The organism is Methylophaga sp. UBA3603 (assembly GCF_002375335.1).
GTDB lineage: Bacteria > Pseudomonadota > Gammaproteobacteria > Nitrosococcales > Methylophagaceae > Methylophaga.
Genome location: NZ_DFMC01000007.1, coordinates 360,254 through 377,488, shown reverse-complemented (window position 1 = coordinate 377,488; position 17,235 = coordinate 360,254). Strand labels below are relative to the sequence as shown.

Here is a 17,235-nt window from a genome sequence, read left to right as displayed (position 1 = left end):
AAACGTTTTTGAGCGCAAGCCCCAATGGTGTGAGATACATGGATGTATCTCACAAAAGGCGCTCCTCGTGCCTCGATTGACGCTTTTTCAGCTCACAACAGAGGCGGAGATGAAAGATCAACAAGTCCTAGGGAATCCGCCGAGGCGGGTTCCTTATACAATTAATGGCAGTCGGACTTCCACTTTCAATCCGCCCATCGCAGAACGACTGAACAACATTTCGCCGCTATAACTTTCTACTATGTCAGACACAATGGCCAGCCCAAGCCCACTCCCAGGTACCGACTCATCAGCTCTGAAGCCTCGTTGTGGTAGTTGTGACAATTTACTTTCATCACAGCCCTGACCATCATCTTCAACCACAAAATAACAATAATGGTTTTGATAAACAGTAATATTGACGCGTTTACGACACCATTTACAGGCATTTTCCAGCAGATTACCCAGCATCTCTAGCAAATCTTCCCGATCACCAAAAAACTGTAAATCAGGTTCAATTTCCCAGTCGATAACGGGTGATTTATCTCGATAAAGTAACTGTAAGGTCCGGCTCAGCTCAGCAATCTCATGTTCCAGATCGACTTTTTGACCCGGCATCGGCGAACCTAGTAAACGGGCACGTTTTAATTCTCTTTCGATGGTTTGTCCCATATCCCGGCTGACCTGATGTAATGCTTTTTGCATATTCGGAAGCGTTTTCAGTTCGCTACTTTCAGCGGTTTGATTCAATAGCGTAAGACGTGTTTTTAGAGCATGTGCCAGATTACCTAATGCAGCACGTGAGCGTTGGGTTTTGCGAGTCATGGTCACCAATAAACGGTTAAGCTCTTGTATCATGGGCTGAATCTCTTCAGGCCCCTGAGTTTCAATTTTTTCCGTTTCACCTCTGCGTAATCTTGAGAGTTGTTGCTGGAGGCGTTGTAAAGGTTGTAATGCTTTGCCAACGATCAACCACTGAATTATCAGCAGAACAATCAGACCAATACCTGATACCAGTGAATACAGCATCTGAAAATGCGATATATCTTCATTCAGTTCACTGATATTTTGCCCCACCATAATGGTCAGGCTTTGTCCTTGCTTGAAATAGCCACGTTGCAGGCTGAACAGTCTTTCCTCATTCGGTCCATCGATTAATGTTTGGCGTTTCTGTCCACTGGCAAGTTGTTCGATGGTTAATGATTCATCCCATAAAGATCGCGACTGTTTACAGATTTTTTCAGTACACACTACATAGTAATGACCAGAAAAAGGTCGTTGATACAAACTGCTGAGACGAAGCGAGCTTAGGTCGAAGGAACCGTCAGGATTAATTTCGACGCTAGCCAGCAGCCCTTCAGTCTCGCTTTCCAACCGTTCCAGGAGTTGTGTTTCGGTAACACGTTCAATGACCAGCGTTATAAGTGCCCATTGCAGCAAAATTAACAGGCTGAGAGTAAACGTCAGACCAATCGACAGTCGGCGTTTTAGTGAGCTCATGCCGATCCGAAAATATAGCCTTGCCCACGACGGGTTTGAATCAAATCTGTGCCTACCTTCTGGCGTAGTCGGTTGACATACACTTCAATAACATTGCTGTCTCTATCACTGTCATATTCATAGACATGTTCCGTCAGTCGGCTTTTCGAAATAACCTGGCCTGGATGCAACATAAAATAGCGTAACAGTCGGAATTCCGTCCCAGTTAAGTTAAAAAAACGGCCATCTTTTAATTTAACGGACTGGGCATCTTCATCAAGCAGTAATCCGGCGACCTGTAATGGTCCTCCACTGGTACCTGAACTACGTTTCAGCACCGCACTGATTCGAGCCAATAGTTCTTCTGTTTGAAACGGCTTAGCAACGTAATCATCAGCGCCGGCTTTAAAGCCCTGCACCTTTTCTTCCCAGCTGCCTCTTGCTGTCAGGATAACCACGGGCACATGATTGTTGCGATGACGCCAGTTTTGCAAAACTTCCATCCCGGAACGTTTCGGTAAACCCAGATCCAGAACAATCAGATCATAGGGCTCAATATCGCCCAGGGCTTCAGCATCAATGCCATCGACAGACAAATCAACGGCATAACCTGCTTGTGATAATGCATTCTGTAGCGTTGGCCCCATCAGCACATCATCTTCAACCAGCAATATCCGCATGTTTAATCGTCCAGTTCGAGTTCGAGCAAGTCGCCATTTGTTGCGTCAAATTCAAGTTCCCAAACCCGTCCTTGATCATCCAGTATTTCAATTTCGTAGACCAGCAAACTGTCATCCCGCTCAAGCTCTGTATCAATAACTTCGCCTTTACGATAGTTATTGGCGGTTTCAAGAATGCTTTCTAATGGCAGAATCTTTCCGGACTCACGCAGCATTCGTGCTTCAGAATGACTGACATCATCAGCCAGCACAGGGCTGGGGAGCAGCCCTGAAACAAGCGCCAAGCCTATTAAATGAAATGCCGATGAAATTGAACGTTGCATAATTTTCCCAAAAAAGCCCTTGTGGTTAACTTGGATGGTATCGAATCAGCCTTAATTTAAGCTTAACTGTTTCTGCAGAAATTAACTTACCCCTGTTGGAATCGTTTAATCATATCGCTCATATGATGTGATTGAGTTGAAAGACCATTGGCAGCGTTATCTGCTATTTCAGCACCGTGTGTTACCTGAGCTGCACTTTCATTCACCTGCACAATATTTCGGTTTATATCCTCACTGACACTGCTTTGTTCTTCAACAGCAGTGGCTATTTGCGTATTCAATTCATTGATATTGCTGACTTCATTAGCGATAGTTTCCAGCGCCTGAATCGAGGATTTAACATGCAGCTCACTGGTTTCACTGGTTTGCTGGCTTTGTTCCATTACCACAACAGCTTGTTTGACCGCGCCATTAAGCTTGCCGATTAAATCCTGAATTTGCTGGGTAGAAAGCTGCGTTTTGCTGGCCAGTGAGCGGACCTCTTCAGCAACGACAGCAAAACCACGCCCATGTTCTCCTGCACGTGCTGCTTCGATGGCGGCATTCAATGCCAGCAAATTGGTTTGATCAGCAATGCTGGTAATGACCTCAATGATCTGACCGATATTACGAGTGTCTTTATCCAGCTGAGCAACCACGGAAGAAATATTCCCAATGGCAGTGCTCAGATCGCTTAACGAGTTCACCGCCTTAGAGGCACTGCTTACGCCATTTTTCGAGAGTTCATCTGTTTCGCGAGCCTTGGTGGCAGCATAGGCGGCATTATTAGCTACTTCCTGAATACTGGCTGTCATTTCAGTCATTGCAGTGGCGACTTCTTCCATACGCATGGATTGCTGGCGAATAGCTGTTTGAATATCAGTCACTGAACGGGCGCTTTCATCCGCTTCATGTTCGATACTGGATGCAGAATCCCGGATCCGGCCCAAAGTCGTTCCAAGCCGGCCACGTAAGAATTCGGTTGGCAACTGGATTTGGCCAATCTCATCTGAACGACCGGTATAGATCAATGCCATCAGTGGATTATCAATTTCCTGTCGCGCTTTTTCTGCAGCTTGTTTTAAAGGTGAAAAAGCCCAGATGGACAATATAAAAAATACCGATAAGGCAATGATTAAAGCGGCGGTCATGGCATAAACAGGGGTGGTGCTCAATAATAAACCTGCTACAACAATAGCGCTCAACAAGGCCAGGGTATGCGCGAGCATAAAACGTGTTTTCAGGTCCATCCTTGCCAGGAAGCTGCCATCCCGAGCTGAACCGCCATTATTGACTCGTTGGTAAACTCTTTCAGCTCTGGCAACACGTTCTCGACTCGGTTTGGTGCGAACCGATTCATATCCAGTAACTTCTCCATTATCGATCATTGGGCTTACATAGCCATCCACCCAGTAATGATCGCCATTCTTAGTACGATTTTTGATAATACCCATCCAGTGATGATTGGATTTCATTGCTTTCCATAAATCATCAAACGCTGCCGGAGGCATTTCTGGATGTCGAATAACATTATGATTTTTATTTAATAATTCATCGGATTCAAAACCGCTGATTTTCTGAAAGGTGTCGTTAAAACTGGTAATAATCCCTTTTAAGCTGGTGGTTGATATTATTTCTTCACCTTCAGGAAAGGCCACCTCGTTATTGGTTATAGGTAGGTTTTTTTTCATGATCTTGCCCTCTGTGGCCCGATTTTTTTATTTTTGTTCAACACTTAATGCGAACTGCCGTTTTTGTACTTTTATTATTATCGGCACTTTCATTGTGGACTTTAAATGAACAGAGGTGAATGGTTTCTGTAATTCATTAAAACTTTTAACTTAATTATCAGAGCAAACAACCAAGCTGAAAAATCAGTAATTACCTTATACAAATCATTTTATTTTTCAGCTATGGTAGGGCTATAAACCCGAAAGAATAGAGGAGAAATACCGTCTATGACTGAATCCACTTCAAAAGTGCCTCACGTAAAGTTGAGTGAGGAACGACAAAGTCAAACGCAAACGGTTTCCCCACCTGCTATTTTAAAAGAGGCAGCTGATCTCGCCGGTGTCAGTTTCAATGGCGATCAGCCTTGGGACATTCAGGTGTTTGATTCAAGAGTTTATCGGCGGATTTTAACGCAGGGTTCTCTCGGGTTTGGCGAAAGCTATATGGATAACATGTGGGAGAGCCATGAACTGGATGAGCTGTTTCACCGCTTACTTAAAGTTGATATCGAAAAACATCTGGGCAGTGTCGCCAAATTCAGACTGTATTTTGAAATCTTTCGCCAGAACCTGTTCAATCGCCAAACCAGCAAACGGGCTTATGAAGTAGGCAAAAAACATTACGACACCGGTAATGATATTTTTCAGGCGATGCTCGACCCCACAATGAGCTATTCCTGTGGGTACTGGGCAGAGGCGGATAATCTGGCCCAGGCCCAAACGCATAAGTTGGATTTGATTTGCAGAAAACTTATGCTTCAACCCGGTGAACGGGTGCTTGAAATTGGCTGTGGCTGGGGCAGTTTTGCTCAATATGCTGCAGAGAATTATGGCGTAGAAGTTCATGGCATTACGATCTCAAAAGAGCAACAAACCCTCGCCCAGGAGCGTTGTGCCGGTTTACCAGTGACGATTGAATTGATGGATTATCGGGATTTAGAAGGGCAATTCGACAAAATTGTGTCTATCGGTATGTTCGAACATGTTGGGCCCAAGAATTATCCGATCTATTTTGACAGTGCAATGAAACTGCTCAAACCCGAAGGACTGTTCCTACTGCACACCATCGGCATTCACGCTACGTCACTTAAAGTGGATCCATGGATTGATAAATACATCTTTCGCAATGGCAAATTACCTTCAGCAGCAGAACTGGCATCAGTCCTTAATAGCCGTTTTGTCATTGAGGACTGGCACAACTTCGGCACTGATTATGACAAAACACTGATGGCGTGGTGGGAAAACTTCGATAAAGCCTGGCCCGATTTATCCACCCATTATGATGAAAGGTTTTACCGTATGTGGAAGTATTATTTGCATAGCTGTGCCGGTTTCTTTCGCTCCAAACAAGGCCAGCTGTGGCAGCTCGTATTAAGTAAACAGGGCCGTGAAGGCGAGTACCGATCTTTAAGATAAGTGATATCGAAAAATTTTGTTTATTGATAAAAGCGATTAATGTTATTGATATTAGTTGTTTTACCGATTCATCTGTTTCGCCTATAGTCATTAAAAACTCACAAAGATGAGTTTTATTTAATGCCCTCAAGGAGGCGAACATGGCAGATAAACAAAAACTTACCACAATTGGTGGTGCACCGGTTGTAGATAACCAGAACAGCATGACAGCTGGCCCTCGTGGCCCGTTATTGATGCAGGATGTCTGGTTTCTGGAAAAAATGGCTCACTTTGATCGTGAGGTGATTCCAGAACGACGGATGCACGCTAAAGGTTCGGGTGCTTTTGGCACGTTTACAGTGACCAACGATATAACCCAATACACTCGTGCTAAAATTTTTGCTGAAGTGGGAAAACAAACGGAATTATTTGCCCGTTTCTCCACTGTTGCCGGTGAAAGAGGGGCGGCAGACGCAGAGCGTGATATTCGTGGCTTTGCCGTTAAGTTCTATACCGAAGAAGGTAACTGGGACATGGTCGGTAATAACACACCGGTGTTTTTCTTGCGTGATCCGTTGAAGTTTCCGGATTTGAATCATGCCGTGAAACGGGATCCCAAGACCAATATGCGTAGCGCGCAGAACAACTGGGATTTCTGGACTTTATTACCAGAAGCGTTACATCAGGTCACGATTGTGATGAGTGATCGCGGTCTGCCGAAAAGTTACCGGCATATGCATGGCTTTGGCAGTCATACCTATAGCTTTATCAATGCCAATAACGAGCGCTTTTGGGTGAAATTTCATTTCAAATGCATGCAGGGTATTGAAAACCTGACCGATGAAGAGGCGGCCAGAGTCGTCGGCGAAGATCGTGAAAGTCATCAAAAGGATTTATTTGAAGCAATTGATCGCGCTGATTATCCTCGCTGGGAATTGAAAGTGCAGGTCATGCCTGAAAAAGATGCGGATACCTATCACGTTCATCCGTTTGATCTAACGAAAGTCTGGCCCCATAAAGATTATCCGCTGATCGATGTTGGTGTAATGGAGCTTAATCGTAATCCAGAAAACTACCATGCAGACGTAGAGCAATCAGCGTTTACACCGGCTAACGTTGTGCCTGGAATTAGCTTTTCGCCAGATAAAATGTTGCATGGACGGTTGTTTTCTTATGGTGACGCCCATAGATATAGGTTAGGGGTTAATCATCATCAGATACCGGTGAATACGCCTAGATGTCCTTATCACAGTTATCATCGCGATGGGGCAATGCGAGTTGATGGCAATTACGGAAGTACTAAAGGCTATGAACCTAATAGCTATGGAGAATGGCAGGAACAACCTGATTTCAGTGAACCACCATTAGCCATCAATGGTGCTGCAGATCATTGGAACTTTAGGGAAGATGATGATGACTACTATTCACAACCCGGTAACTTGTTCCGTTTGATGACGCCAGAGAAACAGCAAGTGCTGTTTGAAAATACTGCTCGGGCAATTGATGGTGCTGATGACGAAGTTAAGAAACGTCATATTCGCAATTGTCTGAAAGCAGATCCTGCCTACGGTAAAGGTGTGGCGGATGCGATTGGTATTTCGCTGAACGATGTGAACTAAACAAATATGGATCATGGTCGCCGTGATATCACGGCAGACTTCGAATTTTATCAGGAGGTAAATTTATGAGTTCGATTGATATTGGTATTAATAAGAAAGACAGAGAAAAGGTCGCCGAAGGTTTGAAAAAATTATTGGCAGACACTTACACCCTGTATTTGCAAACCCATAATTTCCATTGGAATGTCACGGGTCCACGCTTTCGTGACCTGCACTTGATGTTTGAAGAACACTACGTCGAGTTGGCTACAGCCGTCGATGATATTGCGGAACGAATCAGAACACTGGGTGTCTCAGCTCCAGGTACTTATAAAGCGTTTGCTGAATTAAGCTCCATCAAGGAAAAAGACGGTGTACCAGATGCGATGGAAATGACCGAAATTCTGACGCATAACCACGAATTAGTGGTGAAAACCTGCCGTGAAGTATTGAAATTGGCAGAAGCAGCAGATGACGAATCTTCGTCGGCATTAGCATCTGACCGTATGCGAATTCATGAAAAAACTGCCTGGATGTTACGGGCAATGACGCAGTAGCAAGTACTTTTTTCTCTCTCAAATTTTAAGACCGCCCTCGGGCGGTCTCTTTTTGTCTGCAATATGGGATTCACACCTAAGGGATACTTTTAGAGGTGAGCACTATCATTTTGTCTATCTGCATATCTTCCATGCTGTAGGCAATGCCACCGGTGCCATGCCCTGAATGTTTCAGGCCGGCAAATGGCATCCAGTCAACCCGAAATGCAGTATGTTCATTAATCATCACAGCAGAAGCATCCAGTCTTTCTGCAACATACATGGCATTATCAATATTCTGGCTATAAACAGACGCCTGAAAGGCAAAATCCAGACTATTGGCCTCAGCAATCGCTTGATCCACATTCTGATAAGGATAGACACAGACCACCGGCCCGAAAATTTCGCTTTTGGAGACTTTGGCATCTGCTGGCGGATCAAATAATACAGTCGTGGCATAACAGTTATTTGCCATAGCTTCACCGCCGGATAATAATTTTGCGCCCTGGCTTACTGCTTCCTGTACCCAGTCATTTACCCTGGTCACTTCACTGTTACGAATTAAAGGACCGATTTCCGTTTGATCAGATAATGGGTCGCCAATCTGCATTTTATTGCCTGCCACTGCCAGTTTGTCAGCCAGCTCACGTGCAATCGAATGATGAGCAAAAATACGCTGAACTGACACACACACCTGACCGGCATGGTAAAAGCTGCCTTTGGCCAAACCAGGAATGGCTGCATCAATATCGGCTTTTTCATCGACGATTACCGGTGCTACGCCACCATGTTCCAATGCACAGCGGGTTCCAGCCGCCAGTTTGGAACGTAAATACCAGCCTACTTTGGCACTGCCGATAAACGTTAAAAAAGCGACCCGGTGATCGGTGGCGAGTTGCTCAGCAACCTGATGATTTTCGGTCAGTAAAGCCTGGCACCATTCAGCGGGTAAACCAGCCTGATGGAAGATTTTGACTAGACGGAAACAGGATAACGGAGTGTTTTCAGCCGGTTTGACAATTACCGGACATCCCGCAGCAATTGCCGGTCCCACCTGATGAGCAATCAGATTTAACGGGTGATTAAAGGCACTGATGGCAACCACCACACCAATTGGCTCTTTGTGCAGCATGGTTAAGCGATGCTGTGAAGCAGGATTAACACCCATCGGAACCGGATGCGACGTTTGATGACGCAAGGTGTCCATACAATGCCGAATACTATCAATACAACGCACCATTTCGACTTTGGAATCAATTAACGGCTTGCCGCCCTCTTCAGCAGCGCCTTTGGCCAGCTCATCAGATTGCTGCTGCATTAATTCAAGCGATTTTTCCAAAATCGCCAAACGCTGTGGAACAGAAAGCCATTTGCTTCTATCGGTAAATAAACTATGTGCAGTTTGCAGGGCGGTTTCGACGGCGTTGCTATCTGCCACATCAGCGGTAGCGATCAGCTGATCATTATATGGATTGGTCACATCAATCTGTGCCCGTTGTTTGGCTGCTACGCCGGGTAGGTTCAGGGCGAAGTGAGGTGCGCTAGACATAAAGCTTCCTTATAGAATGCAGATTTTTTGTTTCAACCCTTCATTAAGTATTGAGTGGTTGAGAGAATAATCAATGGCAACATCAATCAAATGTACGCCGGGGCTATTGAGTGATTCGCGCAGCATTTTATCGAACTCAATATAGCTGGATGGTCGATGTCCGATGGCACCATAGCTGTCAGCATATTTCACAAAGTCAGGGTTATCGAAATTCAGACCGAAGTCTTTAAATCCCATTCCCTGCTGTTTCCATTTGATCATGCCGTAGGCGTTATCATTAAGAATAATCACCACCAGATCCAGTTTCAGTCGAACCGCGGTTTCCATTTCCTGCGAATTCATCATAAACCCGCCATCACCACAGACCGCAACTACTTTACGATCGGGGTTTATCAGTTTGGCCAACATTGCTGTCGGTAAGCCGGCCCCCATTGTTGCCAGCGCGTTATCCAGTAGCAGTGTGTTGTTTTCATAACATTGATAATTCCGGGCAAACCAGATCTTGTAAAGCCCATTGTCCAGCGCCAGGATATCTTTTTCACCCAGCGCTGCACGAATGGTGGTGACTGCGCTTTGCGGTAAAATTGGAAAACGATCATCATCACTGTAAAGCCCCAGGCGTTGCTGAACTTCCTGTTTAACACGATAGAAATAGGAAAAATCCCAGTTTGACTGTGGTGACAGGGCATCTGATAAGCGATTAATTGACGTGGCAAGATCGCCGATGACATCCAGTTGTGGAAAATACACCGGATCGACTTCAGCCGGCTGGAAATTGATATGAATAACTGGTGCCCCACCATCTTTCATAAAGAAAGGAGGCTTTTCTACAACATCGTGGCCGACATTGATGATTAAATCTGCCCGTTCGATGGCGCAGTGCAGATAATCGGATTCGGATAATGCCGCTGTACCGAGATAACTATCATGACGCTCATCAATAACGCCTTTACCGAGCTGCGTATTAAAAAACGGAATCCCGGTTTTTTCGACAAAACGGGTTAACGCTTTGCTGGCACGTTTCCGGTTTGCCCCGGCACCAATCAATAACAGTGGCATATTGGCCTTGCGAATCATTTCCAGCGCATCTTTTATTGCCGTGTTATCAGCATCCGGACGGCGGATATTTTCGACTACATAAATTCTGTCCTGAACTTCTTCAGCAGCAATATCTTCCGGTAATTCGATATGCACGGCGCCGGGACGTTCCTGAACCGCCAGACGGCAGGCCTCCCGAACCACAGCACCAATCGTATTACCATGCACCACCTGCTTGGTGAACTTGGTGATAGGCCGCATCATGTTAACGATATCGACAATTTGAAAGAGTGCCTGTTTACTGGCCTTTATCGGTTTTTGGCCAGTAATGATCAACATCGGCATGCCACCCAATTGGGCATAAGCAGCGGGGGTGATGAGATTGGTCGCGCCAGGCCCCAGAGTTGACAGACATACACCGGGTTTGCCGGTTAAACGTCCATAATTAGCCGCCATAAATCCTGCGCCTTGCTCATGGCGGGTAATAATCAGTTTGATGGAGGAATGTTGTAGTGAATCAAGGAAATCGAGATTTTCTTCGCCAGGGATACCAAAAATATATTCGACCCCTTCGTTTTCTAACGCTTTAACCAGTAGATCAGATGTTTTCATGGAGTGTTCCTAGGTCCTCTGGGATGGCGGAGCAAACATTGCGTCGTTGCTTGGTTGTACCATAAATAATCAAGGCATCACAGCCCTTACTGAGTGAGGACAGCTATTTCTACCCTTCGGTTGCGTGCTCGACCTGATTCAGTGTCATTTTCTGTGATTGGACGTGTATCTGCATAGCCCTCAACACGAAAACGTTCGGCTTGATATTCTGGATAGCGAAGCAGTTCATGCACCACGGAAGTGGCACGTGAACCGGATAACTCCCAGTTGGAACGATATTGTGATGTACTCAATGGACGATCATCAGTATGCCCTGAAACGACCAGTGGATCCTCAATATTTGCCAGGGCATCTGCAATAGTCTTCAGAACAGGAACAAAGGCCGGTTTTATCGAGGCCAGACCGGAAGGAAAGGAGGCTTGCTCATCAATGGTGATGACCACCCGGTCCTCTCTCGTTTCAACCTGTAGCAGTCCTTCATCAATTTGTTCTTTTAAGGCTTCTTTGATTTCCCTCAGTTGCCGTTGTTGCTTGGCTTGCATGTATAAATTGAGATCAGAGGTTTCAAGAATAGGGTTATTAGGATCAGCATCCTGTCGGACCTCCTGAATGACCGTCATATCAGAAGGATTTGGAGAAAAGGTTTGCCTTATGATTGAAGTGCCTTTTGGGATGGGGTCGGGTTCTTCGGGCTGCTCAACGCCAAAAGCGTTGTGCATGGATTGGGCAACCATTTTTAACCGGACAACATCCAGCTCTGACATGGATAAAAGTAACACAAAGAAACATAACAATAATGTCATCAAATCAGCAAAGATAGCGATATAAGCAGGAATAGCTTTACGTTTTACCATGCGATTCGAAGTACCCGGCGTTCGTTTTTGATTTGTCATTTGTCCGTTCACCAATTCATTCAGATCTTCATAATTGGCTGATGGAATTAGGACAGTATTTATTCGAGGTTTCATTGTTACCGTAACTGTATGATAAATCAAGATTTTGCCGTAGCAATAAGTGGCCTAATAGTAATCCTGTTGGTTAGAACAGGTTGTGACCTGTAACACATCGTTCGGCAATCATTTTTTTATCACATTGTTCCAGCTGTAATATATTGTATGTATTGGCTATTTCACGGATCGCAAATGCGTCCTTTTATCGCAACTAAACCGGTTTTCAACAGCATGATTGCCATAATCGCATTGCTGATTCTGGTTGCCGCAACTTATCTTGATTATGTTATTCAGGATCGGCATAAAAATGCTTTGCTGGCGGAAACTCAGCAGCACCTGAGTATTTTGCATAACAATCTGGTTACAAATTTACAGAACCATATTCAGATCGTACGTGGCCTGCCAGGCTTATTTGCCGTAAATCCTGACTTAACCCAGCAGCAATTTGCAATTGCCATGCAGCATTTGATTGGTGAACACACGCAACTGCGAAATATTGCTGCTGCCCCCGAAATGGTTATTCGTTATATGTACCCGATAGCAGGAAATGAACAGGCTATTGGTCTGAATTACCTTCAGGAGCCCACACAAAAAGATGCGGCTGAACGTGCGAGATTAAATCGAAAACTGGTACTGGCTGGTCCTCTTGAGCTTAAACAGGGTGGGATCGGATTGATTACTCGTATTCCGGTCTATCTTAACGATGAGAAAGGAGATGAATATTTTTGGGGCATTATTTCAGCCGTTATTGACGTTGAGGCCTTTTTTGAGGCCTCAGGCCTTAAGGATGAGACGTTACCAATTGATATAGCCATTCGGGGGAAGGATGGTCTTGGTTCCGCTGGCGAAGTATTTTTTGGTGACGCTTCCCTGTTTAAAGACCCGGTCTTAACCATGCCGCTGGCCTTACCGGACGGCTATTGGCTGCTGACAGGACAACCTGAAGGGGGCTGGAAAACCATTAACAATGATGTATGGCAATCCAGAATTCTGGTTTTTGTGGTTGCATTGGGGATTTTTGCTTTATTGACCGCTTTTGTACGCTTCATGTTTACAGCTTCTCTGGCCAATCTGAAGTTTCGTCAGGTAATAGACTCATCTCCCATCCCCTATATTATGGTGGCAAGGGATCGGAAAGTAAGTTTTATTAACCCTGCTTTTACCGAACTCTATGGCTACAGCACTGCCGATCTGCCTAGTCTTGCTATCTGGTGGAATAAAACCGATATCAATCAGGAATATTTGAGAAAAATAAATGCCTGGTGTGATTCGACCATTGATGCCAAGGCGTTACCCGAGCACTCTGTTGAGATCAAAGTTCACTGTAAAGATGGTACGCCGCGCGATGTGATGCTTTCAGTTTCACCGCTGGATGCGGCTGTGAACAGAGAGTTATTACTGGTGGTTTATGACTTAACCAGTCGTAAGCTGGCAGAACAGAAAATTCACTTTTCAGAGCAGATTTTCAGTCAGGCACATGAGGGAATTGTAGTAACCGATATCCAGGGGCGAATTTTGGAAGTTAACCCGGCTTTTACTGAAATTACCGGCTTCACCGCTCAGGATGCGTTGCAAAATACACCCGCCATAATGAAATCAGGCAAACATGATGATGTTTTCTTTGAGGAAATGTGGCGAAAGCTGGAAAATCACGGACATTGGCAAGGTGAAATCTGGAATCGGCATAAAGATGGACATTTGTATGCATTGCAACTGACCATCACGGCGATGACCAATCCTCAAGGCTTCAAGCAATATTACGCAGGCTTGTTTTCCGATATTACCCAATCAAAAACGCAGCAGGAAAAGCTCGAGCTAATGGCACATTACGATGTGCTGACTCACTTGCCAAACCGGGTATTATTTGCTGACAGATTCAGTCAGGCTGTGGCTCACAGTCAGCGTTTAGGTACTTGGTTAGGGATCTGTTTTCTGGATTTGGATGATTTCAAACCGGTCAATGATACCTATGGCCACAATGTGGGCGATTTATTACTGATTGAAGTGGCTGATCGGCTACGTGCCAGCGTCAGGGAGGAAGATACTATTTCCCGCTTTGGTGGTGACGAATTTGCTATTTTATTTCGTGATATCAATTCCTATGAGCAATGTGAGCAGCTACTCATCAGATTGCATCAGACTCTTGCAGAACCTTATTGGATAGATAACAGGCGCATTACCATCAGTGCCTCCAGTGGCGTCGCCCTGTATCCAATGGATAATGTGGATTTGGATACCTTGCTGCGTCATGCCGACCAGGCGATGTATCAAGCAAAGATGACTGGGCGCAATAAGTCCAGATTATTCAACCCGGAACTAAACCAGCAGGTTATTCAAAAGCATCATGTTGTACAGCGGTTACGTGAGGCGTTGTTAAACGATGAATTTGTTCTGCATTATCAACCAGAAATAAATATGCGAACTGGAGAAATAATTGCAGTAGAGGCTTTGATTCGCTGGCAGCACCCGCAGCGTGGATTGTTGTTTCCAGGCGATTTTTTAACGGATATGGAAGGCTCTGAGCTCGAGTTTGAGCTGGGACTGTGGGTTATTGATTCAGCTTTGCAGCAATTACAGTACTGGCAGCAGGGTGGTTTGGATATCGTAGTGAGTGTCAATATTGCAGCAAATCATTTACATGCCAAAAACTTTATTCAGTCTTTACAGCAGATTTTAAATCGCTACCACGATATACGGCCAGCGTCATTACAGTTAGAAATTCTTGAGAGCAGTGCATTGGGTGATGTGACCACACTTAGTCGTATTATTGATGATTGCCGTGAGCGGGTAGGGGTTCTGATTGCACTTGATGATTTTGGCACCGGCTATTCCTCGCTAACCCATCTGCGGCATTTGGCGGCTAACTCAGTAAAAATTGACCAGAGCTTTGTGCGGGATATGTTAGAGGATGCCAGCGATTACAATATCGTAGATGGTGTGATTAGCCTGGCCAAAGCCTTTAACAGACAAGTGATTGCCGAAGGCGTCGAAACTGTCGAGCATGGTTTGATGCTGTTATCGATGGGCTGTGATCATGCACAGGGTTACCAGATTGCCCGACCTATGCCAGCTCAACATATTATGAACTGGTGTCAGGCGTATCAATTGCAGCCTGAGTGGAGAGAGTTTCACGACAATAACGTTTAACCAAATAGCCTTTGGTAGGCAAACAGCTAATATCCTGGTTAATACCCCCATTCATACTTCAACATAACTGAGCAAAGCTACTTTCCCCACCAACCATGCCATTATTGAATATTTGATTGCCAATACATAGCAATAGCCGAAATTTCTCCCAGAGCTAATTTTGCGACATCACGAAGAAAACTTTACCCATGATAAAGACGTGACTTATGCAAAAAAGGCATGATATGCATTAAATAATATGGCGAATAATGCTCTTCGTAAAAATAAGTACAATCATGATGACTATCTTATTCTTTATGGGTAACAATCTATTCAAATGCGTTTGAACAATAATCAGGATGAAATATGTCTCGAGATTTAACCAGATGGCTCTTGATTACATTAATGGTATTACCGGTTATCACTGCCTGTGCATCACGTACACAGAGTAATTACTATCGAGATGAAATTGGTGAGATCATGGCGGTTGAAGATGTCTGGATCATTTCATCTCGTATGGTCAGGATTGAAGGGCTCGGTGATAAACGTCCAGGTTGGGGCGCTGCGGTTGGTGCAACAGTTGCCGGAGCTTCTGCTTACGGAATTACCCAGGCGGATAATCCTGCAGGCGTAGCCATTACTATTGTGGCGCTGGTGGGCGGGGCATTGGCTGGCCAGTTCTTTGATGAAAAGATTAAGTCCCAGCTGGGTGTTGAATACATTCTGGATAAACCCGCGGGCAACAAAGTTGCTATTGTTCAGGCAGTCGAAAGTGCTGAAGAAATGTTACCCGCCAGAACCCCGGCATTATTAATACGTGGGAAAAGCGGTTACTATCGCGTCATTCCGCAGTAATTCTTTTTTGTTCAACTAACTTTAAACCGTTCAACTCGGATGTTTGAAACGGAAGATTTTTATGCCAGACCAAAGTTTTATCATTCAATCGAGAAAACAATGGAGCTCTGAACCGGCCTTTATAGCATCGATGGCAGCAGCAGCTGTTGGGCTTGGTAATCTATGGCGGTTTCCTTATATCGTGGGCGAAAATGGTGGTGGCGTATTTGTCATCGCTTATTTGCTGGCGTTATTTATCGTCGTGTTACCAATCATGATGCTCGAAGTGGCAGCCGGACGTCTTACCCATGGCAATACCGTTGCAACTTTCAGACAGGTGAATCGTCTGGGAAGCTATTACGGCTGGCTGGTTGTGACCATTACAATTGCTATTACCAGTTATTATCTCGTCATTACCGGTTGGACTCTGGGCTATGCTATTGATGCCAGCCGAGGAGAGTTAAGGGTATTTGATCAGTTTACCGAGGGCTATAACAGTTTTTGGTATTTTCTGGTCATTATTGGATTGGCCTCGATCGTCCTGATTAACGGTCTAAAATCAATTGAGCGATTGTCAAAATTTCTGATGCCGGTGCTACTGGCGGTAATGATTTTTTTAGTGGTAATGGCCAGTAAAACTTCCGGCTGGGAACAAACCATTAATTTTTTCTTCCAGTTTGACTGGAATAAAATAACCAGCGGCGAACTATGGGTTTTTGCTTTTGGCCAGGCTTTTTATACGCTGGCAATTGGCCAAGGCTATTTAATCACCTACGGCAGCTATATTCCGCGAAAAACTAACCTTCCAAGAGCGTGTATTATCGTTGCGGTCTTTCAGACATCAATTGCCTTGCTTGCTGCCTGGATGATCTTTCCATTTGTGTTCAGTCAGGGATTGTCTCCAGAAGAAGGTACCCAGTTGGCTTTTGCCACCATGCCTAAAGTGTTTGCAGAAATGTCAGCGGGATGGTTCTTTGGCATTGTTTTTTTTGTCTTGTTTTTTGCTGCAGCATTTACCTCAACGCTGGCAGGATTAAAGGTCGTTGTCTCCGCTTTTGCCGAAGAGTTCGGCATCACGAATGTTAAAGCGGTTATGCTGGTAGCATTAGTGATGTTGATTATCGGCTCGGCCTCGGCTCTGAGTTTTACTCCAATGAATTTACAGATAGCGGGTGAGCCCGTGCTCGACATGGTCGACAGGATTGCCGGCGGTAATATTATTATCCTGTCTGGCATCATTGGCGCCGCCTTGTTTTGCTGGTTTATCCCCCCAACTAAAATTCATTCGGTTCTGGGGACCAATTCACATTGGTGGGAGTGGCGAATATATCTGGTGGGCCGCTTCTTGCCAATATTCATGCTAATCACTTTTCTCATGCAGTATTTCTGATCTTTAGCAGATTATTGATGAATAAGATCGTATTTAT

Annotated in this window: 13 protein-coding genes; 6 read left to right on the top strand and 7 right to left on the bottom strand. The window is 44.9% G+C overall.

What is annotated here, in order from left to right; genetic code table 11:
- Positions 1-153: 153 nt before the first annotated feature.
- From B4F66_RS05440 to B4F66_RS05425, 4 genes are all read right to left on the bottom strand, one after another.
- Positions 154-1,479 (bottom strand): ATP-binding protein, encoded by a 1,326-nt coding sequence (locus B4F66_RS05440; protein ID WP_292354343.1) that lies wholly within the window; start codon positions 1,477-1,479, stop codon positions 154-156.
- Entirely contained in the window at positions 1,476-2,138 is a 663-nt protein-coding gene (locus B4F66_RS05435; protein WP_292354344.1) for a response regulator transcription factor, read from the bottom strand. The genes B4F66_RS05440 and B4F66_RS05435 overlap by 4 nt, the downstream gene beginning before the upstream one ends.
- 2 nt (positions 2,139-2,140) lie before the next feature.
- Positions 2,141-2,461: a PepSY domain-containing protein gene (locus B4F66_RS05430; protein ID WP_292354346.1), complete on the bottom strand. Its 321-nt coding sequence runs from the start codon at positions 2,459-2,461 to the stop codon at positions 2,141-2,143.
- An 86-nt stretch (positions 2,462-2,547) separates the two neighbouring features.
- Entirely contained in the window at positions 2,548-4,131 is a 1,584-nt protein-coding gene (locus B4F66_RS05425; protein WP_292354348.1) for a methyl-accepting chemotaxis protein, read from the bottom strand.
- Positions 4,132-4,398: 267 nt separating this feature from the next.
- Between B4F66_RS05425 and cfa the strand changes: the two genes are divergently transcribed.
- The 3 genes from cfa to B4F66_RS05410 all read left to right on the top strand — a co-directional run bounded on the left by cfa (position 4,399) and on the right by B4F66_RS05410 (position 7,720).
- Positions 4,399-5,586 (top strand): cyclopropane fatty acyl phospholipid synthase, encoded by a 1,188-nt coding sequence (gene cfa, locus B4F66_RS05420; protein ID WP_292354349.1) that lies wholly within the window; start codon positions 4,399-4,401, stop codon positions 5,584-5,586.
- 140 nt (positions 5,587-5,726) lie between these two features.
- On the top strand, positions 5,727-7,184 hold the full coding sequence (locus B4F66_RS05415; protein WP_292354351.1) for a catalase: 1,458 nt from the start codon (positions 5,727-5,729) through the stop codon (positions 7,182-7,184).
- A 65-nt stretch (positions 7,185-7,249) separates the two neighbouring features.
- Entirely contained in the window at positions 7,250-7,720 is a 471-nt protein-coding gene (locus B4F66_RS05410) for a Dps family protein (protein ID WP_292354352.1), read from the top strand.
- A 76-nt stretch (positions 7,721-7,796) separates the two neighbouring features.
- On the opposite strand, the gene B4F66_RS05405 is transcribed toward B4F66_RS05410, so the two are convergent.
- From B4F66_RS05405 to B4F66_RS05395, 3 genes are all read right to left on the bottom strand, one after another.
- Positions 7,797-9,248, bottom strand: coding sequence for an aldehyde dehydrogenase family protein (locus B4F66_RS05405; protein ID WP_292354354.1), 1,452 nt, complete (start codon positions 9,246-9,248; stop codon positions 7,797-7,799).
- 9 nt (positions 9,249-9,257) lie between these two features.
- Positions 9,258-10,898: an acetolactate synthase large subunit gene (locus B4F66_RS05400; protein WP_292354355.1), complete on the bottom strand. Its 1,641-nt coding sequence runs from the start codon at positions 10,896-10,898 to the stop codon at positions 9,258-9,260.
- Between the two features lie 86 nt (positions 10,899-10,984).
- Positions 10,985-11,791, bottom strand: coding sequence for an OmpA family protein (locus B4F66_RS05395; RefSeq protein ID WP_292354357.1), 807 nt, complete (start codon positions 11,789-11,791; stop codon positions 10,985-10,987).
- 249 nt (positions 11,792-12,040) lie between these two features.
- On the opposite strand from B4F66_RS05395, the gene B4F66_RS05390 reads away from it, so the two are divergent.
- The 3 genes from B4F66_RS05390 (at position 12,041) to B4F66_RS05380 (ending at position 17,198) form a co-directional block, all read left to right on the top strand.
- Complete coding sequence (locus tag B4F66_RS05390) at positions 12,041-14,995, top strand: bifunctional diguanylate cyclase/phosphodiesterase (protein WP_292354359.1); 2,955 nt, start codon at positions 12,041-12,043, stop codon at positions 14,993-14,995.
- A gap of 345 nt (positions 14,996-15,340) precedes the next feature.
- Positions 15,341-15,829 carry a hypothetical protein gene (locus tag B4F66_RS05385; protein WP_292354361.1) on the top strand — a complete coding sequence of 163 codons (489 nt, stop codon included), beginning with the start codon at positions 15,341-15,343 and terminating at the stop codon, positions 15,827-15,829.
- Positions 15,830-15,890: 61 nt separating this feature from the next.
- On the top strand, positions 15,891-17,198 hold the full coding sequence (locus tag B4F66_RS05380) for a sodium-dependent transporter (protein ID WP_292354363.1): 1,308 nt from the start codon (positions 15,891-15,893) through the stop codon (positions 17,196-17,198).
- Positions 17,199-17,235: the final 37 nt, after the last annotated feature.